Origin of the sequence: Pseudomonas sp. LPH60, assembly GCF_030718165.1 — a bacterium.
Lineage (GTDB): Bacteria > Pseudomonadota > Gammaproteobacteria > Pseudomonadales > Pseudomonadaceae > Aquipseudomonas > Aquipseudomonas danubii.
Genome location: NZ_JAVAJH010000010.1, coordinates 202,426 through 223,901 on the forward strand (window position 1 = coordinate 202,426; position 21,476 = coordinate 223,901).

Consider the following 21,476-nt stretch of genomic DNA (forward strand, 5'->3'; position numbering starts at 1 on the left):
GCGAGGCTGCGAAAAAAGGACGTCGGCGGCGGGTCAGCCGGGGTGGGCGGCGGCCAGCAGTTCCTGGGTGTAGGGGTGTTGCGGGTTGGCGAATACTTCATGGCTGGCACCGCGCTCCACCACCTGGCCGTCCTTGATCACGATCATGTCGTGGGCCAGGGCCCGCACCACCGCCAAATCATGGCTGATGAACAGGTAGGTCAGGCCGTACTTTTCCTGCAACTGGCGCAGCAGGGCCACCACCTGTTTCTGCACGGTGCGGTCCAGGGCCGAGGTCGGTTCGTCCAGCAGGATCAGCGCCGGTTTGAGCACCAGGGCTCGGGCGATGGCGATGCGCTGGCGTTGGCCGCCGGAGAACTCGTGGGGGTAGCGGTGGCGGCTGTTGGGATCGAGGCCGACTTCCTCCAGGGCGCGGATCACCTGTTCGTCGCATTGGCGGGCGTCGTATTGGCTGTGCACTTCCAGGCCTTCGCTGATGATCTGCGCCACCGACATGCGCGGGCTGAGGCTGCCGAAGGGGTCCTGGAACACCACCTGCATCTGCTTGCGCCAGGGCCGCAGTTGCTTCTGGTCGAGGCCGTCCAGGGCCTGGCCCTGGAAGCGGATGCTGCCTTGGGAATCCAGCAGCCGCAGGATCGCCTGGCCCAGGGTGGACTTGCCCGAGCCGGACTCGCCGACGATGCCCAGGGTCTTGCCTTGCTCCACGCTGAGGCTGATGTCGTCCACTGCCCGCAGGTATTCCTTGCGCCGGAAGAGGCCGCCGCCTATCTGGAAGTCAACGCTGAGATTGTTCACCTCCAGCACGGTTTCGCGGCTGTCGCGGCACAACGGTCGCCCCTCGGGCTCGGCGTGCAGCAGTTCGCAGCTGTAGGGATGTTGCGGGGCGTTGAACAGGGTGTCGCAGGCGGCTTGTTCGACGATTTCCCCGGCCTTCATCACGCACACCCGCTGGGCGATGCGCCGCACCAGGTTGAGGTCGTGGCTGATCAGCAGCAGGGACATGCCCAGGCGCTGTTGCAGGGATTTGAGCAGCAGCAGGATCTTGCGCTGCACGGTCACGTCCAGGGCGGTGGTGGGTTCGTCGGCAATCAGCAGCTCCGGCTCGCAGGCCAGGGCCATGGCGATCATCACCCGCTGGCGCTGGCCGCCGGAAAGCTGGTGCGGGTAGGCCTTGAGTCGCTCCTTGGGTTTCTGGATGCCCACCAGTTCCAGCAGTTCGAGAATCCGCGCCTGGGCCTCCTTGCCCCCCAATCCCCGGTGCAGGAGCAGGGTTTCGCCGATCTGCTTCTCTACGCTGTGCAGCGGGTTGAGGGAGGTCATGGGCTCTTGGAAGATCATGGCGATGCGGTTGCCCCGCAGTTTTTGCAGGGTTGCCGGATCGCAGCCCATCAGCTCCTGGCCGCGGTAACGCACGCTGCCGGAGCTGCTACAGCCGGTCTGCGGCAGCAGTTGCAGGATCGAGTGGGCGGTCACCGACTTGCCCGAGCCGGACTCGCCCACCAGGGCCAGGCATTCGCCGGGACGGATGTCCAGGCTCAGGTCGCGGACCACGGTCTGTTCGCCGAAGGTGACCTTGAGCTGGCGGATTTCGATAAGGTTGTCAGGCATTTCTACAGTCCGCTTCAAGATCGTGGATCAAAGGCATCGCGCAACGCTTCGCCGATAAACACCAGCAGCGAAAGGATCAGCGCCAGGGTGAAAAACGCCGTCAGCCCCAGCCATGGCGCCTGCAGGTTCTGCTTGCCCTGGCCGATCAACTCGCCCAGGGAAGCGCTGCCGGCGGGCATGCCGAAGCCGAGGAAGTCCAGGGCGGTGAGGGTCGAGATGGCGCCGGTGAGGATGAACGGCAGGTAGCTCAGGGTGGCGTTCATGGCATTGGGCAGGATGTGCCGCAGGATCACCTTGCGGTCGCTCAGGCCCAGGGCCCGAGCGGCCTTGACGTACTCCAGGTTGCGCCCACGGAGGAACTCGGCGCGTACCACGTCCACCAGGGCCAGCCAGGAGAACAGCGCCATGATTCCCAGCAGCCACCAGAAGTTCGGCTCGACGAAGCCCGAGAGGATGATCAGCAGGTAGAGCACCGGCAGCCCGGACCAGACTTCCAGCAGGCGCTGGCCCAAGAGGTCGACCCAGCCGCCGTAATAGCCTTGCAGGGCGCCGGCGGCGATGCCGATCAGGGCGCTGATGGCGGTCAGCGCCAGGGCGAACAGGATCGACACCCGGGCGCCGTAGATCACCCGCGCGGCCACATCCCGGGCCTGGTCGTCGGTGCCCAGCCAGTTGACCTTGCTCGGCGGGCTGGGGGCCGGCTGGGTCAGGTCGTAGTTGGGCGTGTCTTCGCTGAAGGGGATCGGCGGGAACAGCAGCCAGCCACCGTCCTTGCGGATCAGTTGCTGCACGTAGTCGCTGCGATAGTCGGCCTGGAACGGCAGCTGGCCGCCGAATTCCTGCTCGGTGTAGCGCTTGAACACCGGGAAGTACAGCGAGCCCTGGTAACTGACCACCAGGGGTTTGTCGTTGGCGATCAGCTCGCCGCCCAGGGTCAGGATGAACAGGCCGATGAACAGCCACAGCGACCACCAGCCGCGGCGGTTTCTCTTGAAGCGGTCCAAGCGTCGGCGGGCGACGGGAGAAAGCTTGAGCATCAGGCATTCCTCGCGGCGAAGTCGATACGCGGGTCGACCAGGGTGTAGCACAGGTCGCCGATGAGTTTTATCAGGAGGCCAAACAGGGTGAAGATGAACAGCGAACCGAACACCACCGGATAATCTCGCGACACCGCCGCTTCGTAGCTCATGCGCCCCAGGCCGTCGAGGGAGAAGATCACCTCGATCAGCAAGGAACCGGCGAAAAACACGCTGATAAAGGCCTGGGGAATCCCCGAGACCACCAGCAGCATGGCGTTGCGGAACACGTGGCCATAGAGCACGCGGCGCTCGCTCAGGCCCTTGGCCCGGGCGGTGACCACGTACTGGCGGGTGATCTCGTTGAGGAAGGAGTTCTTGGTGAGGATGGTCAGGGTGGCGAAGCCACCGATCACCAGGGAGCTGACCGGCAATACCAGGTGCCAGAAGTAGTCGGCGATCTTGCCCAGGGTGCTCAGTTGCTCGAAGTTGTCCGAGACCAGGCCGCGCACCGGGAACCAGTTCAGCGAAGTGCCGCCGGCGAACAGCACGATCAGGAACATGGCGAACAGAAAGGCCGGCATGGCGTAGCCGATGATGATCGCGGTGCTGCTCCAGATGTCGAAATGGCTGCCGTGGTGCACCGCTTTGCGAATCCCCAGGGGGATCGACACCAGGTAGGTGATCAGGGTCGCCCAGAGACCGAGGGAAATGGTCACCGGCATTTTCTCCAGGATCAGGTCGGTGACCGTGGCGCCGCGGAAGAAGCTCTTGCCGAAGTCCAGTTGGGCGTAGTTCTTGAGCATCAGCCACAGGCGTTCATGGGCCGGCTTGTCGAAGCCGTACTGTTTTTCGATGTCCTGGATCAGCTTGGGATCGAGCCCGCGGCTGGCCCGGGAGCCGCTGCTGCTCATGGCATCGGCGGAGCCGCCGACGCTGCCGCCACCACCAATGCCTTGCAGGCGGGCGATGGCTTGTTCCACCGGGCCGCCTGGGGCCGCCTGGACGATGACGAAGTTGACCAGGAGGATGATCAGCAGGGTCGGAATGATCAGCAGCAGGCGCCGCAGAATGTAGGCCAGCATCAGTGGAGTCCTCCGGGTTTGCCACGGCGGATCAGCTCGGCGGCCATCTGTTCATTGGTCAGCGCGGTGCTGCTGACTTCCCACCAGCTTTCGATGGCTTCGTCGTTGCTCGCCGGCACCTTGGGCCTGCCGAAGCGGTTCCACCACACCGTGGAGGTGCCTGGCGGGTAGTAGTTGGCGATCCAGTAGTAGTTCCACTGCAGCACCCGGTCCAGGGCGTGGGCGTAGCGCAGCATCTCCGGCTGGCTGGTGGCCTTCACCAGGCCGTTGAGCAGGCGGTCCACTGCCGGGTTCTTGAGCACCATGTAGTTGTTGGAACCCGGATCGTTGGCCGCCGCCGAACCGAAGTAGTTGTACAGCTCCATGCCCGGCGAGGTGGTCACCGGGTAGCCGGTGACGATCATGTCGTAATCCCGGGCCATGAGGCGGTTGACGTACTGCGAGGAGTCGATGCGACGGATGTTCAGGCTGATGCCGATCTGCGCCAGGTTGCGCTTGTAGGGCAGCAGCAGGCGCTCGATGGAACCTTGGGTGATGAGGAAGGTGAAACTCAGGGGCTCGCCTTCGGCGTTGACCAGTTTGTCGCCTTCGGCTTTCCAGCCGGCCTGTTCCAGCAGGGCCAGGGCTTGCAGTTGCTTGTCGCGGATCACGCCGCTGCCGTCGGTTTTTGGCGCTTGGAAAACCTGGGTGAAGACTTCGTCGGGGATCTGTCCGCGCAGGGGTTCGAGGATCTTCAGCTCCTCGGCGTCCGGCAGGCTGCGGGCGGCCAGGGGCGTGTTGGAGAAGAAGCTCTGCTGGCGGATGTAGAGGTTGCGCATCATCTGCCGGTTGCTCCATTCAAAGTCCCAGAGCAGGGCCAGGGCCTGACGCACCCGGCGGTCCTGGAACACCGGCCGGTCGAGGTTGAACACGTAGCCCTGGGCCGGTTGCGGCGCCGACTGGGCCAGGTGAGCCTTTTGCAGGCGACCGTCGTTCAGGGCTGGGCTGTCGTAGCCGATGGAATAGCCGGTGGCGGAGAACTCTCGGTTGTAGTCGTAGGCGCCGCCACGCAGCACCTGGCGGGCGACATCGATGTCGCCGAAGTACTCGACGCTGAAATGGTCGAAGTTGTACAAGCCGCGGCTCACCGGCAGGTCCTTGCCCCACCATTCGGGGTTGCGGGCGAAGGTGATGCTGTTGCCCGAATCCACTTTGGCCACGCGATAGGGGCCACTGCCCAGGGGGGCTTCGTAACCGCCGCCACCCGCGAAGTCGCGACTCTTCCACCAGTGTTCGGGGAACACCGGCAGGGTCGCGATATCCAGGGGCAGGGTGCGGTTTTCATTGCTTTTGAAGTCGAAGCGCACCACGCGTGGCGATTCCACGGTGACGCCTTTGACGTCCTCGAACTGGGTGCGGTAGCGCATGCTGCCCTGGGTCATCAGCAGGTCATAGCTGTAGCGCACGTCCTCGGCGGTGATCGCGGTGCCGTCGGCAAAGCGCGCCTTGGGGTTGAGGTAGAAGCGCAGCCACAGGCCGTCTTCCGCGCGTTCCATCTTTTCGGCCACTAGGCCGTAGACGGTGTAGGGCTCATCCAGGGAGCGCAGGGCCAGGGGCGAATAGACCAGGCCGTCGAGCTGGGAAACGCCAATACCTTTGTCTATATAAGGCAACACGTGGTCGAAGCGCCCGATCTCGATGGCCGAGCGGCGCAGGGTTCCGCCCTTGGGGGCCTGGGGGTTGACGTAGTCGAAGTGGCTGAAGCCCTGGGGATACTTGGCCGGTTCGCCGTAGACGGTCATGGCGTGTTGCGGTGCCGCCTGGGCACCCGCGGCGCCCAGTAGCAGGACGGTGAAAAGCACAGTGGAGGAAAGCAGTCGCATTGTCAGCCTTAGGAGCCGGGTGATCGATGACCACGATTTGTACGCTAGCGGCGCGTGACTGGCCAGCCGCTTTCACAAACACAACGGCCCACCAGGAGGCGGGCCGTTGAGCAGACGCAGTCGCGAGGGGATCAGTCCTGGCGGCTGGTGACTTCCAGCAGGTGGTAACCGAACTGGGTTTTCACCGGACCTTGCACGACGTTGACCGGGGCGCTGAACACCACGGTGTCGAATTCCTTGACCATCTGGCCCGGGCCGAAGGAGCCCAGGTTGCCGCCGTCACGGCTGGACGGGCAGGTGGAGTTCTTTTTCGCGACTTCGGCGAAGTCGGCGCCGGCTTCGATCTCGGCTTTGAGTTCGTTGCACTTGGCTTCGCTGGCAACCAGGATGTGACGGGCAGTGGCTTTGGCCATGGATGTTGCTCCTTTCAAGAAAGTTGAGAGCCTACCGGATTCAGGTGGCTATTTCTTCTCAAAGTTCCTTCAAGGCGTTGCCGTCTGGCGCCTTCGCGGGCAGCCACGCTCTTGCGGGCGCGGCGGGTATTACAGAAGCCGGCTTGCTGGCGAAGAAGTCGCTGCTCTTGGGGACGTCTTCGCTGGCAAGCCAGTGCCTGTAGCAGGGGCGGTCAGGCGGGGACGGCAGCGACCTTGTGTGCGTGCTGCAGTTGCTGCGCGGCATTGCGCAGCAATTGCTCGGTCGCGCTCCAGCCCAGGCAGCCGTCGGTCACGGAGACGCCGTAGCGCAGCTGGCCGCTCAGGGGCTGGCAGCCTTCGAACAGGTGGCTTTCCAGCATCACCCCCATCAGCGAAGTGTCGCCCTGCAGGCGTTGCTCCAGTACGTCGTTGAATACCGCCGGTTGGCGCAGTGGGTCCTTGCCGCTGTTGGCGTGGCTGCAGTCCACCATGATCCGCGCCGGTATCTTCAGCTTGTGCAGGTCGCGCTGGACCTGAGCCACGCTCTGGCGGTCGTAGTTCGGGCCGCTGTGGCCGCCGCGCAATACCAGATGAGTGTCGGGGTTGCCCGGAGTCTGGATGATCGCCGGATGGCCCTGGCTGTCGACGCCGAAATGGCGGTGGGGGTGGGCAGCCGAACGCATGGCATCACAGGCGATGGCGACGCCGCCGTCGGTGCCGTTCTTGAAGCCTACGGGCATCTCCAGGCCGCTGGCCATCTCGCGGTGGATCTGCGATTCGGTGGTGCGGGCGCCAATGGCGACCCAGCTCAACAGGTCGTCGAAGTAGCCGGCGGCCATAGGCTGCAGCAATTCGGTGGCAATCGGCAGGCCCAGGCGCAGCATTTCGCGCATCAGATCCCGGGACAGGGTCAGGCCGCCGGCCATGTCGTCGCTGCCATCCAGGTCCGGGTCGTAGGCCAGACCTTTCCACCCCACGGTGGTGCGGGGTTTCTCGACGTAGGCGCGCATCACCAGGAGCATCTGGTCGCTCACCTCTTCGGCCAGGCGGGCCAGGCTGGCGGCGTATTCCAGGGCTGATTGCGGGTCATGGATGGAGCAGGGGCCGACTACCACCAGCAGGCGGTGGTCTTGTCCTTCGAGAATGGCGCGTACCGCCTGGCGGTGGGCGGCAACTTGCTGGCTCAGGGCCAGAGACAGCGGCAATTGCTGCTTGAGCTCCAGAGAGCTGGGCAGGCGCTGGGTCAGGGTTTCGTTGGCGCTGACGTGGGCGGACAGGGGCAGAGCGGATACGGACGAGTTCATGTTCGGTCTTCCTGGGCGGGCGGCGGGTGATGTCCCGCGCGCGGCCCTACTGGGGTGTTCGACAATTGGCCGTACTGGCCACAAGTGTGCAATTGCCACCGGTAGGTGACCGATCGGAGGCGGCAGGCTGTCCCGAGCGGAGGCTGCTAAATCGCCAGGTGGAGAACATGTCGTAGCGGTAATAGGTGGCGTAGTTCATGGGGAAAATCCTCGGTAAGTTCGGTATGTCGCTGAAAGTCGTGGTTGAAAACGTCGAGCCTGAAAAAACAAAACCCCCGGTCGGGAGGCCGGCCGGGGGTTGAGAATTCTCTGGTAGGCGACCCGTTAAAGTGGGCGCCGGTTGGGTATCAGGCGCGCCAGTGGCTAAACCAATACCCAAAATAAAAGCTCGCCGGAGCACTGGTGCCGTTGACCCGAGCAGCCGCAACCGAACGCAGTGCGCTGGCGGTGTGGCGATGCAGGGAAAGGGTCTGGGACAACATGAGTTTCTCCGTGAAGTGGGGCGAGCTTACTCGAGGCCGGGGCCGCGATTCAATCAGTAATTTCTATGAGAGCTGATGCAATGAGCCATGGATTAAGCCGTGAAAGGATTTATGCCACACTCGCCGCTGCCTCTCGTTGTCTCGCCAAGGAATGTCCATGACCATGCTGACCCTCGCTGCCGCCCAATCGGTGTCCATTGCTGGAGACTTGTCGGCGAATCTGGCCCGACATCAGCATTTGATGGGGTTGGCAGCGCAGCAGGGGGTGCAGTTGCTGGTGTTTCCTGAACTGTCCCTGACTGGCTATGAGCCGCAGTTGGTCGCTGAACTGGCGCTGCCGCCCGACTCCCCGCGACTGCAGCCACTGCGCAATCTGGCCCGCGAGTTGAAGCTGACGACGGTAGTGGGCATGCCGATTCGCTTGTCCGTCGATGGCCCGGTGCTGATTGGCGCACTGGTGCTGGGGGCGGACGGCTCGCTGGCGGTTTATAGCAAGCAGCATCTGCACCCTGGAGAGGAGCGATTTTTTGCTCCGGGTAGCGGTGGCGCGCCGTTGCAGTTGGGGAATGAGGTCCTGGCCTTGGCGGTATGCGCGGATTTCTGTCATGCCAGCCATGTGCAGGCTGCGGTGGACGCTGGCGCCGGCATCTACGCCGCCGGGGTGTTGATCAGTGAAGGCGGGTATGCCGTCGACAGTGCTCTGTTGCAAGGATATGCCCGGGACCACGGGATACTGGTGCTGATGGCCAACCATGGCGGACCCAGCGGCGGCTGGTCCTGTGCCGGGCGCAGCGCAATCTGGAGCGCCCAGGGACAATTGCTGGGTGCTGTGGAAGGCGTCGGCGAAGCGCTGCTGATCGCCCGGCGCGATGGGGGGCAATGGCGGGTCGAAGCGCGGGCGGTTGCGGGTTGATGAGCGCCTTTCAATTGCGTCCGGCGGCTGAGGCGGATTTGGCCTTCGCCCGGGATCTGACTCGTTCCACGATGCTGCGCTATTACATTCGCAATGATCTGTTGTGGCTTGACGAGGCGTTTGATGTGGCGTGGAGCGGTCGCGAGAATCTTTTGATTTGCTCGGGGGCCGAGGTATTGGGGTTTGTCAGCTTGAGCAGGGACCTGCGCGCCGTCTACATCCGTGAGTTGCACGTGCTGGAGGCGTGGCGGGGGCAGGGAGCCGGAGCCTGGACGCTGTTGCAGGTGATGGAAAAGGCCCGCTCGGAGCGGCGGGGCTTGTTGCGTCTGACTGTGTTCAAGGGCAACCCGGCACAGCGTCTATACGAGCGGGTAGGGTTGAAGGTGGTGGGTGAGGAGGAGTGCTTTTTGCGGATGGAATGCTCATGCGCCTAAGATTCTCTGGAAGGCTCCTGCGGCAATTGAGCGCAACCTTGTGGGTTCAATCCCGTTTGCTGTTCTTGCGGCCTGCCAGAGGTGGAAAGGTATGTGCGGGATCGAGCATCTGCCAGTGGGAAAAGTGTTGAACCGATTTACCTTGAAGCTCGCGCCTGGCTTGGCTTGTGCGGCAATGCGAATACCGGGCATAGTTCAAAACCGTTCAAATTGCTGGAGGGTACTGTTCAAGGACGATCAGAGGGCAATCTTTCGTCTGACCAGGACCCTGGCGAGTTGTCGTAGATCCAGATTCTGCGCAAAAGCCCCTGATCGCCGAGCCCTGAAGCCAGAGCGTTTTCTTGCTTCAGGTCGGCGGCGTCTCTTATCGCTTGCCGATGTTTTTTATATAGCGCTTGTGATTAGGTTTGTACGTCGCTTTTTGCTAAGGTATCCGGCAACCTATAAAGACCAAATCGCGAGGTGTCTGCTTGATTAGGGTGCTAGTAGTCGATGACCATGATCTCGTTCGTACGGGCATTACACGAATGTTGGCTGACATCGATGGCCTGCAAGTAGTCGGGCAGGCGGAGTCAGGGGAAGAATCCCTGCTCAAGGCTCGGGAGTTGAAGCCCGATGTGGTCCTGATGGACGTAAAGATGCCCGGGATCGGCGGCCTTGAGGCCACGCGCAAATTGCTGCGCAGTCATCCGGATATCAAGGTCGTGGCGGTGACTGTCTGCGAGGAAGATCCGTTTCCGACGCGGTTGCTGCAGGCCGGTGCGGCGGGCTACCTGACCAAGGGCGCGGGCCTCAATGAAATGGTCCAGGCCATTCGCCTGGTTTTTGCCGGTCAGCGTTACATCAGCCCGCAGATTGCTCAGCAACTGGTGTTCAAATCGTTCCAGCCTTCCAGTGATTCCCCGTTCGATGCCTTGTCGGAGCGGGAAATTCAGATTGCGCTGATGATTGTCGGTTGCCAGAAGGTGCAGATCATCTCCGACAAGCTGTGTCTGTCGCCGAAAACCGTGAACACCTACCGCTATCGTATTTTCGAGAAGCTGTCGATCAGTAGTGATGTCGAGTTGACGCTGCTGGCGGTTCGTCATGGCATGGTTGATGCCAGCCTCTGAAATGACTGACCTGTTTGATCCCAGTGCTTTTCTTTCTACCTGCAGTGGCCGTCCCGGCGTGTATCGCATGTTCGACAGCGATGCACGCCTGCTTTACGTGGGCAAAGCCAAGAATCTGAAAAACCGGCTGTCCAGCTATTTCCGCAAGACCGGCCAGGCACCGAAGACCGCAGCCCTGGTGGCGCGTATCGCGCAGATCGAAACCACCATTACCGCCAACGAGACCGAAGCGCTGCTGCTGGAGCAGACGCTGATCAAGGAGTGGCGGCCGCCCTACAACATTCTCTTGCGCGACGATAAGTCCTATCCCTATGTGTTTCTTTCGGATGGCGATTTTCCGCGTTTCAGCATTCATCGCGGGGCGAAGAAGCACAAGGGCAAATATTTCGGGCCATACCCCAGTGCCGGCGCCATTCGTGAAAGCCTCAGCCTGTTGCAGAAGACCTTCATGGTCCGCCAGTGCGAGGACAGCTATTACAAAAACCGCACGCGGCCCTGCCTGCAGTACCAGATCAAGCGCTGCAAGGCGCCTTGCGTCGGCCTGGTGGAGCCTGAGATCTATGCCGAAGACGTGCGCCACTCGGTCATGTTCCTGGAGGGGCGTAGCAACGCCTTGACCGACGAACTTTCCAGTGCCATGGAGGCGGCCGCCGGCACTCTGGATTTTGAAAAGGCCGCCGAGTTGCGGGACCAGATTTCCCTGCTGCGCCGAGTCCAGGACCAGCAAAGCATGGAAGGTGGCACCGGTGATGTGGATGTGGTCGCGGCCTTCGTTAACCCGGGTGGCGCCTGCGTGCACCTGATCAGCGTGCGTGGCGGTCGGGTGCTGGGTAGCAAGAACTTCTTTCCCCAGGTGGGCATCGAGGAAGATGTAGCGCAAGTCATGTCGGCCTTTCTGGGTCAGTATTTTGTCAGCAGTCCTGAGCGCGATCTGCCTGCGGAATTGATCGTCAACGTGGTGCACGAAGACTTCCCGACGCTGGTCGCCGCCATTTACGAACTGCGGGGTCGCGAGCTGACCATCAGTCACCGGGTCCGTGGCACCCGTGCCCGCTGGCAGCAACTGGCGGTGACCAATGCCGAACAGGCTCTGAGTGCACGCTTGGCCAACCGCCAGCACGTAGCCGCGCGCTTTGAAGCCCTGGCTGAAGTTCTGAACCTGGACGAGCCACCGCAGCGCCTGGAGTGCTACGACATCAGCCACTCCAGCGGCGAGGCCACAGTGGCCTCCTGCGTGGTGTTCGGTCCGGAAGGGCCGCTGAAATCCGATTACCGCCGTTACAACATTGAGGGCGTCACCGCCGGAGACGACTATGCGGCCATGCATCAGGCTCTTACCCGGCGCTTCAGCAAGCTCAAGGAAGGCGAAGGCAAGCTGCCGGATATCCTTCTGGTGGATGGCGGCAAGGGGCAGTTGTCCATGGCTCGCGACGTGCTCAATGAACTGGCGGTACCGGACCTGATCCTCCTCGGCGTAGCCAAGGGGGCGACCCGCAAGGCGGGTTTCGAGACCTTGTACCTGAATGACGCCGCCCACGAGTTCACCCTCAAAGGCGACTCACCGGCGTTACACCTGATTCAGCAAATCCGCGATGAGGCTCACCGCTTCGCGATCACCGGTCACCGTGCCCGACGTGGAAAAACCCGGCGTACCTCGACCCTGGAAGGGGTGGCGGGCGTTGGCCCGAAGCGTCGGCGGGACCTTCTTAAACATTTTGGTGGATTGCAAGAACTGTCTCGTGCCAGCATCGACGAGATAGCCAAAGCACCGGGAATCAGTAAAAAGCTCGCAGAGTTGATTTATGCAAACCTGCACAGCGAGTAGAATGCCCAATCACCTCGTAGCCAGTTGTGCCGATGAATATCCCTAATCTGATCACCGTTCTACGCGTCCTGCTCATCCCGATTTTCATATTGCTGTTCTATTTGCCCTATAGCTGGAGCTACATGGCAGCCAGTTCAGTCTTTGCCTTCGCGGCTGCCACTGACTGGTTGGATGGCTACCTGGCACGACGCCTGCAGCAGAGCACGCCGTTTGGCGCGTTCCTCGACCCTGTAGCTGACAAGCTGATGGTGGCGGTGGCCCTGGTGCTGCTGGTGCAAGAGCACGGCAACCTGTGGCTGACCTTGCCGGCAGCTGTGATCATCGGTCGCGAGATTGTTGTTTCGGCACTGCGCGAATGGATGGCCGAACTTGGCGCCCGGGCCCAGGTGGCAGTGTCCAATATGGGCAAATGGAAAACAGCAGCGCAGATGCTGGCGCTGGTGATCCTCCTGGCCAACCCTTCGGACTTCAGCTTCTGGGTCTTGGTGGGCTATGCCTTGCTGCTGGTAGCGGCGGGGCTAACCTTGTGGTCGATGCTGCAGTATCTGCGGGCCGCCTGGCCGCATCTGAAAATCGACAACGAGAAAAAATAAGTATTTTTGAATCAAGGGCTTGACGCGCATTCGGATTTCTATAGAATGCGCAACACCAAGACGATGCGGGAATAGCTCAGTTGGTAGAGCACGACCTTGCCAAGGTCGGGGTCGCGAGTTCGAGTCTCGTTTCCCGCTCCAAATATAGCGTTGTAGAATTCAGTCGATTTCTACTGCGATCGAAAAAAGGACCTCCGGGTCCTTTTTTCGTTTCTGTGCTTTTCGCTCAAATCCAGCATCATCCAGTGCGTTTAAGTCCAGAATTGAGTACGTTTCAAACGCTCAAGTCTGGTCAAGTGCTGAACCGGTTTGTTGTCGGCGTATGTCGATGTAGGTTATCCCCGCCCATCAACTCAATCGGACCTTGCGTGGAAAATAGTCCCCCCCCGCCGGATCGTCTTACCGAAGGTGCTGTAGTTCAGTCCTCTTTCCTAAACGTGATACCCCCTGAAAACACAGATTCTGCTCAATCCGATTCTGCGATAGCGTTCTCCTCATGCTTTGTAGTACCCGCGACGCCTCGAGTCCTCCGACATCGGTCATTTCCTACGGTGTGCCGATCTGGTCGGTATGTAAGTTGTAGCTTTGGCTGGAAAGGCCGAGGGCGTTTTCGATGCGCGGCTGATCAGATTGCCTCATGGCCAAGTTTCTCGCTGGCATAGCGGGTCATGCATTTACCGCAGTCGCCGATTTCGATAATCGTCGATCAGGCCGTGGATGCCTTCACCATCCAGGCCGAACTGCAAGGAAGCCGGTTGGTTGAGTAGGCTTTTCAGCTCGACATTAGGCTCTGTCCGAAAAGTTTTGAGACGAAGGTCAGGCAAGGCGAAAACGTTCGAGGAACGGCCGGGGTCGCGTCCGACTTCACGGGGTGTAAATGAGCATTCCGATCGGACTCGCGCGCGAGACCGTTTTTCAACGCAGCATCACCGAGTATCAAGGGTTTTCGTACAAAGCCTAGGGGTGTCCGAAATCAGCTCGATACGGATCGCATACAGCTCGCAGATGGCTTCGCAACCCTTGAAGGCCAGCCCCTTGAAGTCGTGGCGAACGGCAGGGATGGACAGCACAAAATGTGCAGTGTCGACTGAAGCGAACATAGACTCATCCTTAAGCTTTAACCCGCACCTTGCCTGGCTCTGATGCAAGATGGCGCTCAAACTGGTAAAGCGTGCGCAAACGTTAATATGAGACCGGTCTGTAAAGTCAGTTGAAACTTCTGAGTCTAAAAGCTGCCCTCAATTAAGAACGGTGATGTTTAGGCCTAGGGCTCCGCTCACCATTCAAACGCCATGACCAAACAACACATCAGGACCATCGAGGTTAAGCAATAACTGGCCCGTATCCGGTGCTACAACAACGCAAAGCCAGCGCTCTCATAATGAATCGCCGAGCAGTTTCCATTTTTTTGGAAGCTGTTGTACCGCTATTTCAGGGAGTTACACCTTGAGCCGAGTGTTCCTCTTGTTGGACGCGACCTTGAAAGGAGGTTGTGTTTTAGTTTCTAAGTAAGTTTCTTATGTTGTTGATAAAAATGAGCTAATTATATTTATCTCACGGTGCGCCGTTAGCTGAACAAGGTTATCTCGCCCCGTTTTTACTTTCTGATACAGCATGGTTAATGGAGGTATATATCTGTGGCTATGCATCGCGACGGCACTGCATGAGCGAAAAGGTCGGTAACAAAGGTCCTGGCGCGGAGTGCGCTTGTCGGAAAAATTGAAACGGTAAGGGAATTATTCTCGTAAGTTTAGGATTTTTCTTAAATTAATACTTATGGGTTAGGGGGTATATTTTTAAAGCGCTAGCCATTTGTTCTGCGGCAAAGCTTTAAACAGGTCATGGATGAACTACTCAAATAAACTGTCTGCTCATTATCTTGAGATCGCCAAAGTCTCTATTTCCAAAGAGAGTTTTGCGGGCGCGGATGTTCGCTTTTCGAGTGAATACGAAGCCCTTGAAAACGAGTTGGCCAAAGCCCAGTCCATGCATGAAAGCGGTCAGATCGACTGGCTGAAAGTTCTTGAAAACAGTGAAAACCTGCTACGTGTGCAGTCCAAGGATCTGCGAGTGGCCGCCTGGCTCACTTGGGCGCTGTATCAGCGCGAGTCCTTCGCAGGATTGCTGGCGGGTTCCGGCCTCTTGCAGTACCTGTGTGAACAGCATTGGGTCGAGGTTCACCCCAATAAACTGCGTACCCGTGGTGCCGCCATCAGTTGGCTGGTGCCTCGACTGGAGCAGGCGTTAAGCGAAAACATCGCGATCAAGGAACAGTTACCGCTGTTTCGTCGACTGGTGCTGAATCTGGAAAAGCTTGATGCGGTACTGACCCAGCATCTTGGCGATGACGCTCCTTTGTTGCTGCCCATCTGTCGGCGGCTGTCGAGCATGATCCAGCGTGCCGTCGAGCATCAGCCAGAGCCCGGCGCCGTTGGCACGGTGGTAGCACAGGTCAAGCAGGCAGCGACCCAGCTCTTCTCATCGGCCTCGTCGATCGATAACGAAAAGGATGCTCAGAGGGTCCTGCGTGCGCTGCAGGAGCATGCCCGACCTCTGTGCGCCTGGTGGCTCAAGCAGAAGGCTACCGACGTGCGCTCCCTGCGCCTGAACCGCACCATGCTGTGGTTGCCCATCGATACTGTCCCGGAGCGTAACGCTGAACAGGTCACGGCATTGCGAGGGCTGCCAGGGGACAAACTCAAGGCTTACCAGGAACGCTTTGCCGGTGGCCAGTTCGCTGATTTGTTGCTGGAACTCGAAGCCAGCCTGTCCAGGGCACCCTTTTGGTTCGACGGGCAGCGCATGGTCTGGGAGTGCTTGCAAGCGTTGAACGCCGACCAGGCCATGCGTGAAGTCGAATTTCACTTTGCGCTCTTGCTGCAGCGTCTGCCGGGAGTGGTTGAGTTGCGCTTTCACGACGGCACCCCCTTCGCCGATCCGGCCACTCGAAGCTGGATCAGCGCCCATGTCATGCCTCACCTATCCGCCACCAGCGCACCGCGTCAGGTCGACGCCAGCTCCAGCCAGCCGATTTGGGAGGAGGCCCTGGAAGAGGTCTTGCCGATCCTGCGCAAGGATGGCCTCAAGGCGGCGGTGCAAGTACTCAAGCCAGGCCTGCAGAGTGCGCGTGGCGGTCGCGTGAGGTTCTTCTGGCATTTCAGCCTGGCGCGGCTGTGTTTCATCGCCAAGAAGTACGAGCTGGCCAAGACCCAGCTGGAAACCCTTGATCAAGAATTGCAGAACTCAGGCTTGCACGCCTGGGAGCCGGATCTTGCGTTGGAAGTGCTGCACCTCCTGCATAGCTGCTGTGAGTTGTTGCCGCAGAACCACGCAGTGCGAGAACGCAAGGAAGAGATTTATCGCAGGCTGTGCCATCTCGACCTCGAGGTGGTACTCGAATAGGCCCACGGGCCGACAATCGCAAGGAAAGGACCATGGCCAAAGAAGGCTCTGTAGCCCCTAAGGAACGCATCAACGTCACCTTCAAACCCGCGACCGGCGGAGCTCAGGAGGAGATTGAGCTACCGCTGAAACTGCTGGCGATCGGCGATTACACCCAGCGTCCGGATGAACGCAAGGTGGAAGATCGCAAGCCGATCAGTATCGACAAAATGACTTTCGACGAAGTCTTGGCCAAGCAGGATCTGAGTCTGACGCTCAGCGTGCCTAACCGTCTTCAGGAGGACAGTGACGCTGATGAGCTGGCGGTCAGTCTGCGGGTCAGCTCGATGAAGGACTTCAACCCGGCCAGCTTGGTAGAGCAGGTGCCCGAGTTGAAAAAGCTGATGGAGCTGCGCGATGCCTTGGTGGCACTCAAGGGGCCTCTGGGTAATGCCCCTGCGTTTCGCAAAGCCATCGAAGGCGTTCTCGCCGACGACGAATCCCGCGTTCGCGTGCTCGGTGAGCTGGGCCTGAACGCCGCCGCCCCAGACGCCTGACCCATCAGACAAGGAAGCCACAACACATGACTACCCGTGCCGCGCAACACCAAAGCAACGAGAGCAGCGAGTACAGCATTCTCGACGGCATCATCGCCGAAACCCGTCTGACTCCGAACGACGAAGCCTACGATATCGCCAAGCGCGGAGTGTCAGCCTTCATCGAGGAGCTGCTCAAACCGCAGAACAGCGGCGAGCCGGTCAAGAAGGCCATGGTCGATCGCATGATCGCCGAGATCGATGCCAAGCTCAGCCAGCAGATGGATGAGATTCTCCACCACGAAGATTTTCAGTCGCTGGAGTCTGCCTGGCGGGGGCTGCAGTTACTGGTGGAGCGCACCAATTTCCGTGAAAACATCAAGATAGAAATCCTCAACGTCTCCAAGCAGGACCTGCTGGACGACTTCGAAGATTCGCCGGAAGTGATGCAGGCCGGCCTTTACAAACACATCTACACCGCGGAGTACGGCCAGTTTGGTGGCCAGCCAGTCGGCGCGATCATCGCCAACTACTTCATGTCGCCCAGTTCTCCCGACGTGAAGTTGATGCAGTACGTCTCCAGCGTTGCCTGCATGTCACATGCGCCGTTCATTGCCGCCGCAGGCCCGAACTTCTTTGGCCTGGAAAGCTTCACCGGCCTGCCGGACCTGAAGGATCTGAAGGATCATTTCGAAGGCCCGCAATTTGCCAAGTGGCAGAGCTTCCGGCAGTCGGAGGACTCTCGCTACATCGCCCTGACCTTGCCGCGGTTCCTGCTGCGCAATCCCTATGATCCGGAAGAAAACCCGGTCAAGTCCTTCGTCTACAAGGAAACCGTTGCCAACAACCACGAGCACTACCTGTGGGGCAATACCGCATATGCGTTCGGCACCAAGTTGACCGACAGCTTCGCCAAGTTCCGCTGGTGCCCGAACATCATCGGTCCGCAGAGCGGTGGCGCGGTGGAAGACTTGCCGCTGCACCATTTCGAAAGCATGGGTGAAATCGAAACCAAGATCCCGACTGAAGTGCTGGTTTCAGATCGTCGTGAGTACGAACTGGCGGAGGAGGGCTTCATCTCCCTGACCATGCGCAAGGGCAGTGACAACGCCGCGTTCTTCTCTGCCAACTCGGTACAGAAGCCGAAGTTCTTTGGCATCAGCGCTGAAGGCAAGACCGCGGAGCTGAACTACAAGCTTGGCACCCAACTGCCCTACATGATGATCGTCAACCGCCTGGCTCACTACCTGAAGGTGCTGCAGCGTGAACAGCTCGGCTCATGGAAGGAGCGTACCGATCTTGAGCTGGAGCTCAATAAATGGATCCGTCAGTACGTGGCTGACCAGGAAAACCCCAGTGCCGAAGTCCGTGGCCGTCGTCCGCTGCGCGCTGCGCAGATCATCGTCAGCGATGTGGAGGGCGAGCCGGGCTGGTATCGCGTGAGCCTGAACGTGCGCCCGCACTTCAAGTACATGGGGGCCGACTTCACGCTTTCTCTGGTTGGCAAACTGGATAAAGAGTAACCGGGAGCCAGGTCATGAGCGGATACGGCAGCCTGTTTGAACGCCTGAGCGCAGAGGCCGACCAGCGTGCCGGCTGGAGCCGCGAGGTAGGCGCGATGGCATCGGTGGCTGCCCATCTGGGCAAGATGCTCAGCACCCGTGCGGGGAGCGTGCAAACGCTTTCCGACTACGGGTTGCCCGATCTCAACGACATGCGCTTGAGCTTGCACGATGCCCTGAGCCAGGCCCGTTTGGCCATCGAACACTTCATCGAAGCCTACGAGCCGCGGCTCAGTCAGGTGCGTGTCGTTTCTCTGCCGCGTGATCATGACCCGCTCAAGCTGGCGTTCAGCATTGAAGGCTTGCTTGAGGTGGAAGGGATCAAGCGTCAGGTCAGTTTTTCCGCGTGCCTGGATGGCAGCGGGCAAGTCAAGGTCAGTTAAGGAGACGACGATGACAGCACACCACGCAGTCTGCGCCAGCCGGGTTGTTGGCTACCCAGGCCACGACCTTTGTTGGCTATCCGGTACGCGTCGCGAACACGGCAGGGATCTTTGGAGAGTGGGGTAACGCGGCGCGGCTATTGGCAACGCGTTCCACCGCAGTGATCCATGACTCTTACTACCAGGCACTGAGCCCATGTCCTTTAACCACTACTACCAAAGTGAGCTGACCGCGCTGCGCCAGCTGGGCCGTCGTTTCGCCGAGCGCAGTCCGGCCTTGGCACCTTTTCTGGGGGAGGCCGGACGAGACCCGGATGTAGAGCGCCTGCTCGAAGGGTTTGCGTTTCTGACGGGACGTCTGCGCCAGAAGCTCGACGACGAACTGCCCGAGCTGAGCCACTCGCTGATGCACCTGCTGTGGCCGAACTACATGCGGCCATTGCCAGCGTTCAGCATCTTGCAGTTCGACCCCCTGCAGCAGTCCGGACCCGCCCAGCACATACCGCGAGATACGCCGGTAGAGAGCAAGCCCATTGATGATGTCTGCTGCCGATTTCGCACCTGCTATCCGACCGATGTGCTGCCTCTGGACCTGACGGCATTGAGTTACTCGGTCAAGGGTGACGGTGCACTGTTGAGCCTGCGTCTGGAAATGAGTTGCGACGGTCATATTGGTGAGCTGAACCTGGAGCGTCTGCGCTTGCACCTGGCCGGTGAGCGCTACATCAGTCAGATGCTTTACCTCAGCCTGCTGCGCAACCTTGAGGGCATCGAGCTGGTGCCGTTGGGGGTGGACGGCGAGCCGCTGGCCGGAGTCAACGGCGTTGGGATGTCCTTCAAGATACCGGGCAATCGTGTACAGCCTGTGGGCTTTGCTGAAGAAGAGGCCTTGATCCCGTACCCGCTGAATACCTTCCGCGGGTATCGCTATTTGCAGGAGTATTTTGCGCTCCAGGATAAGTTCCTGTTTGTCGATCTCAGTGGTCTGGATCTGCTGCAGAGGTTGGCGCAAGACATCCTTCAGCGCATGCACGGTTTGGAGTTGCGCTTCGATATTCGCAACAGTGGGGTGCAACGTCTGCGTCCGACACTGGACAACGTGAAGCTCTACTGCACGCCTATCGTCAACCTGTTCAAGCACGATGCCTTGCCGATTCGTCTCGACGGCAAGCAGGACGAGTACCTGTTGCTACCGGCCAAGTACGAACTGGAACATTGCGGCGTGTTTTCCATTGAAAGCGTCACCGGCTGGAAGCCGGGAGGCCTGGGTTATCAGGCGTATGTACCCTTCGAGTCGTTCGAGCATGATCCGAGTTTCGACGTGCCCCACAGCCGTCCGCACTACAGCATTCGCCAGCGCTCATCGTTGCTGCACGACGGCCTCGATACCTACCTGAGCTTCGGCATCCGTCACACCGAGGCTCAGGAAACCCTGTCGATCGAGCTGATGTGCACCAACCAGAACCTGCCGCGTCGGCTCAAGCTCGGCGACATCAACCAGTTGTGCGAGGAAACCCCGGAGTTTCTCAGCTTCCGCAACATCACACCGGTCACGTCGAGCTACGCGCCGCCACTGAACCGCGATTTTCTGTGGAAGCTCATCAGCAACATGTCGCTCAACTATCTGTCGCTGGCCAACGTCGATGCGTTGAAGGTGATCCTCGAAACCTACGATTTGCCACGCTACTACGACCAGCACCTGGAGAAGGTCAGCAAGCGTTTGCTGGGCGGGCTCAAGTCGATACGTCACGAGCACGTCGACCGCCTGCACCGAGGTTTGCCGCTGCGTGGATTACGCACCGAGCTGAGTATCGATCCCCAAGGCTATATCGGTGAAGGCGACCTGTTCGTTTTCGCATCGGTTCTTAACGAGTTTTTTGCTCTTTACGCCAGTCTCAATTCCTACCATGAGCTGCGGGTAAAAAGTACACAGGGAGAGGTGTACAAATGGGCGCCACGCATGGGGCTGCAGCCCCTGCTTTAAGCAGGCTGAGCACGGTAATACGAGAGTATTCGCTGTTTCAGGCCGTACTGTTGGTCGTCGATCGCTTGCGTGATGCCCATCCGTACCTGAGTGAAGAGGAACTCTACGATCAGCTGGAGTTCCAGGCCAATCCGAGCCTGGGTTTCCCTGGCAGCGATGTTGATCGCGTGGAGTTTTTTCAAGAGCGCGGCCAGATGCGTGCACGTTTGCGTTTCAACCTGATCGGGTTGTTCGGCGCGGGCTCGCCCTTGCCGGCCTTCTATGGCGAGCAGGCCCTGGGCGATGGCGAGGAGGGCAACCCGACACGCAACTTCCTCGATCTGTTCCATCACCGCCTGCAACGCCTGATGCTGCCGATCTGGAGTAAATACCGCTATCGCGCCAGCTTCAAGAGTGGTGCCCTGGACCCGTTTTCAGCGCATTTGTTTGCCTTGATCGGCCTGGGTGGCGAAGAGATCCGCAAGGCCAAGGAACTGAACTGGAAACGCTTGCTGCCATACCTGGGATTGCTCAGCTTGCGCGCCCATTCGGCGGCGCTGATCGAGGCGGTGCTGCGCTACTACTTCAAGCACGCAGACCTGGTGATCGAGCAGTGCATCGAGCGCCGGGTAGAGATTCTCGACGAGCAGCGCAATTGCCTGGGGCAGGCCAACAGCCTGCTCGCCGAGGACCTGGTACTGGGCGAGCGGGTGCGCGACCGCAGCGGCAAGTTCCGCATTCATATCAGCCAGCTCGACTGGCAACGCTTCCACGAGTTCCTGCCGATCGGATTCGGTTACCAGCCCTTGTGCGCGCTGGTGCGGTTCACCCTGCGCGATCCACTGGACTACGACATTCGCCTGGTGCTGCGCCAGGAGGAAATCCGCGAACTGTGCATCGGTGAACAGAACACCTGTCGTCTGGGGTGGACCAGTTGGCTCGGTCATGAAAAGGCCGACGGCGTGGTGACCCTGGGCAGCAAAATTCATTAAGGACAGATGACC

The 21,476-nt window shown here is 60.0% G+C and carries 18 protein-coding genes and 1 tRNA gene; 12 read left to right on the top strand and 7 right to left on the bottom strand.

The features are described 5' to 3' along the window. Nucleotides 1-33: 33 nt before the first annotated feature. The 6 genes from Q8O96_RS28910 to Q8O96_RS28935 form a co-directional block, all read right to left on the bottom strand. Nucleotides 34-1,608, bottom strand: a complete 1,575-nt coding sequence (locus Q8O96_RS28910; RefSeq protein ID WP_102864939.1) for an ABC transporter ATP-binding protein — start codon at nt 1,606-1,608, stop codon at nt 34-36. Between the two features lie 14 nt (nt 1,609-1,622). After that, nucleotides 1,623-2,645, bottom strand: a complete 1,023-nt coding sequence (locus Q8O96_RS28915) for an ABC transporter permease (RefSeq protein ID WP_250330845.1) — start codon at nt 2,643-2,645, stop codon at nt 1,623-1,625. After that, complete coding sequence (locus Q8O96_RS28920) at nt 2,645-3,709, bottom strand: microcin C ABC transporter permease YejB (protein ID WP_102864941.1); 1,065 nt, start codon at nt 3,707-3,709, stop codon at nt 2,645-2,647. The genes Q8O96_RS28915 and Q8O96_RS28920 overlap by 1 nt, the downstream gene beginning before the upstream one ends. Next, nucleotides 3,709-5,571, bottom strand: coding sequence for an extracellular solute-binding protein (locus tag Q8O96_RS28925; RefSeq protein ID WP_250330846.1), 1,863 nt, complete (start codon nt 5,569-5,571; stop codon nt 3,709-3,711). Before Q8O96_RS28925 ends, Q8O96_RS28920 begins: the two co-directional genes overlap by 1 nt. Nucleotides 5,572-5,702: 131 nt before the next feature. Next, complete coding sequence (locus Q8O96_RS28930; protein WP_007924449.1) at nt 5,703-5,984, bottom strand: peptidylprolyl isomerase; 282 nt, start codon at nt 5,982-5,984, stop codon at nt 5,703-5,705. A 212-nt stretch (nt 5,985-6,196) separates the two neighbouring features. Beyond that, entirely contained in the window at nt 6,197-7,288 is a 1,092-nt protein-coding gene (locus tag Q8O96_RS28935) for a 3-deoxy-7-phosphoheptulonate synthase (RefSeq protein WP_305949912.1), read from the bottom strand. Between the two features lie 639 nt (nt 7,289-7,927). On the opposite strand from Q8O96_RS28935, the gene Q8O96_RS28940 reads away from it, so the two are divergent. From Q8O96_RS28940 to Q8O96_RS28965, 6 genes are all read left to right on the top strand, one after another. Further along, a complete protein-coding gene (locus Q8O96_RS28940) occupies nt 7,928-8,683 on the top strand; it encodes a carbon-nitrogen hydrolase family protein (protein ID WP_207166107.1) in 756 nt (251 codons plus the stop codon). Beyond that, nucleotides 8,683-9,117 (top strand): GNAT family N-acetyltransferase, encoded by a 435-nt coding sequence (locus Q8O96_RS28945; protein ID WP_305949913.1) that lies wholly within the window; start codon nt 8,683-8,685, stop codon nt 9,115-9,117. The genes Q8O96_RS28940 and Q8O96_RS28945 overlap by 1 nt, the downstream gene beginning before the upstream one ends. Before the next feature lie 470 nt (nt 9,118-9,587). Then, the gene (gene uvrY / locus Q8O96_RS28950) at nt 9,588-10,229 is read left to right on the top strand and encodes a UvrY/SirA/GacA family response regulator transcription factor (RefSeq protein ID WP_011061841.1); all 642 of its coding nucleotides are present in this window, start codon (nt 9,588-9,590) and stop codon (nt 10,227-10,229) included. A gap of 1 nt (nt 10,230) precedes the next feature. Continuing rightward, nucleotides 10,231-12,054, top strand: coding sequence for an excinuclease ABC subunit UvrC (gene uvrC, locus Q8O96_RS28955; RefSeq protein ID WP_102864946.1), 1,824 nt, complete (start codon nt 10,231-10,233; stop codon nt 12,052-12,054). A 32-nt stretch (nt 12,055-12,086) separates the two neighbouring features. Beyond that, nucleotides 12,087-12,647: a CDP-diacylglycerol--glycerol-3-phosphate 3-phosphatidyltransferase gene (gene pgsA, locus Q8O96_RS28960; RefSeq protein ID WP_060839891.1), complete on the top strand. Its 561-nt coding sequence runs from the start codon at nt 12,087-12,089 to the stop codon at nt 12,645-12,647. 65 nt (nt 12,648-12,712) lie between these two features. After that, nucleotides 12,713-12,788 (top strand) — tRNA-Gly (locus tag Q8O96_RS28965). 785 nt (nt 12,789-13,573) lie between these two features. Here Q8O96_RS28965 and Q8O96_RS28970 read toward each other — a convergent pair. Further along, nucleotides 13,574-13,747 (bottom strand): hypothetical protein, encoded by a 174-nt coding sequence (locus Q8O96_RS28970; RefSeq protein WP_305949914.1) that lies wholly within the window; start codon nt 13,745-13,747, stop codon nt 13,574-13,576. A 745-nt stretch (nt 13,748-14,492) separates the two neighbouring features. On the opposite strand from Q8O96_RS28970, the gene tssA reads away from it, so the two are divergent. The 6 genes from tssA (at nt 14,493) to tssG (ending at nt 21,464) form a co-directional block, all read left to right on the top strand. After that, complete coding sequence (gene tssA, locus Q8O96_RS28975) at nt 14,493-16,049, top strand: type VI secretion system protein TssA (RefSeq protein WP_102864947.1); 1,557 nt, start codon at nt 14,493-14,495, stop codon at nt 16,047-16,049. 32 nt (nt 16,050-16,081) lie between these two features. Next, nucleotides 16,082-16,585: a type VI secretion system contractile sheath small subunit gene (gene tssB / locus Q8O96_RS28980; protein WP_102864948.1), complete on the top strand. Its 504-nt coding sequence runs from the start codon at nt 16,082-16,084 to the stop codon at nt 16,583-16,585. 26 nt (nt 16,586-16,611) lie between these two features. Beyond that, a complete protein-coding gene (gene tssC / locus Q8O96_RS28985) occupies nt 16,612-18,087 on the top strand; it encodes a type VI secretion system contractile sheath large subunit (RefSeq protein ID WP_102864949.1) in 1,476 nt (491 codons plus the stop codon). A gap of 14 nt (nt 18,088-18,101) precedes the next feature. After that, the gene (gene tssE, locus Q8O96_RS28990) at nt 18,102-18,509 is read left to right on the top strand and encodes a type VI secretion system baseplate subunit TssE (RefSeq protein ID WP_102864950.1); all 408 of its coding nucleotides are present in this window, start codon (nt 18,102-18,104) and stop codon (nt 18,507-18,509) included. Between the two features lie 196 nt (nt 18,510-18,705). Beyond that, nucleotides 18,706-20,493 (top strand): type VI secretion system baseplate subunit TssF, encoded by a 1,788-nt coding sequence (gene tssF / locus Q8O96_RS28995; protein ID WP_305949915.1) that lies wholly within the window; start codon nt 18,706-18,708, stop codon nt 20,491-20,493. Then, complete coding sequence (gene tssG, locus Q8O96_RS29000; protein WP_305949916.1) at nt 20,457-21,464, top strand: type VI secretion system baseplate subunit TssG; 1,008 nt, start codon at nt 20,457-20,459, stop codon at nt 21,462-21,464. The genes tssF and tssG overlap by 37 nt, the downstream gene beginning before the upstream one ends. Nucleotides 21,465-21,476: the final 12 nt, after the last annotated feature.

Excerpts from the sequence above, each read along its gene's own strand:
- Q8O96_RS28910 (WP_102864939.1), bottom strand. The coding sequence starts at position 1,608 with ATGCCTGACAACCTTATCGAAATCCGCCAGCTCAAGGTCACCTTCGGC.
- Q8O96_RS28915 (WP_250330845.1), bottom strand. The coding sequence starts at position 2,645 with ATGCTCAAGCTTTCTCCCGTCGCCCGCCGACGCTTGGACCGCTTCAAG.
- Q8O96_RS28920 (WP_102864941.1), bottom strand. The coding sequence starts at position 3,709 with ATGCTGGCCTACATTCTGCGGCGCCTGCTGCTGATCATTCCGACCCTG.
- Q8O96_RS28925 (WP_250330846.1), bottom strand. The coding sequence starts at position 5,571 with ATGCGACTGCTTTCCTCCACTGTGCTTTTCACCGTCCTGCTACTGGGC.
- Q8O96_RS28930 (WP_007924449.1), bottom strand. The coding sequence starts at position 5,984 with ATGGCCAAAGCCACTGCCCGTCACATCCTGGTTGCCAGCGAAGCCAAG.
- Q8O96_RS28935 (WP_305949912.1), bottom strand. The coding sequence starts at position 7,288 with ATGAACTCGTCCGTATCCGCTCTGCCCCTGTCCGCCCACGTCAGCGCC.
- Q8O96_RS28940 (WP_207166107.1), top strand. The coding sequence starts at position 7,928 with ATGACCATGCTGACCCTCGCTGCCGCCCAATCGGTGTCCATTGCTGGA.
- Q8O96_RS28945 (WP_305949913.1), top strand. The coding sequence starts at position 8,683 with ATGAGCGCCTTTCAATTGCGTCCGGCGGCTGAGGCGGATTTGGCCTTC.
- uvrC (WP_102864946.1), top strand. The coding sequence starts at position 10,231 with ATGACTGACCTGTTTGATCCCAGTGCTTTTCTTTCTACCTGCAGTGGC.
- pgsA (WP_060839891.1), top strand. The coding sequence starts at position 12,087 with ATGAATATCCCTAATCTGATCACCGTTCTACGCGTCCTGCTCATCCCG.
- Q8O96_RS28970 (WP_305949914.1), bottom strand. The coding sequence starts at position 13,747 with ATGTTCGCTTCAGTCGACACTGCACATTTTGTGCTGTCCATCCCTGCC.
- tssA (WP_102864947.1), top strand. The coding sequence starts at position 14,493 with ATGAACTACTCAAATAAACTGTCTGCTCATTATCTTGAGATCGCCAAA.
- tssB (WP_102864948.1), top strand. The coding sequence starts at position 16,082 with ATGGCCAAAGAAGGCTCTGTAGCCCCTAAGGAACGCATCAACGTCACC.
- tssC (WP_102864949.1), top strand. The coding sequence starts at position 16,612 with ATGACTACCCGTGCCGCGCAACACCAAAGCAACGAGAGCAGCGAGTAC.
- tssE (WP_102864950.1), top strand. The coding sequence starts at position 18,102 with ATGAGCGGATACGGCAGCCTGTTTGAACGCCTGAGCGCAGAGGCCGAC.
- tssF (WP_305949915.1), top strand. The coding sequence starts at position 18,706 with ATGTCCTTTAACCACTACTACCAAAGTGAGCTGACCGCGCTGCGCCAG.
- tssG (WP_305949916.1), top strand. The coding sequence starts at position 20,457 with ATGGGCGCCACGCATGGGGCTGCAGCCCCTGCTTTAAGCAGGCTGAGC.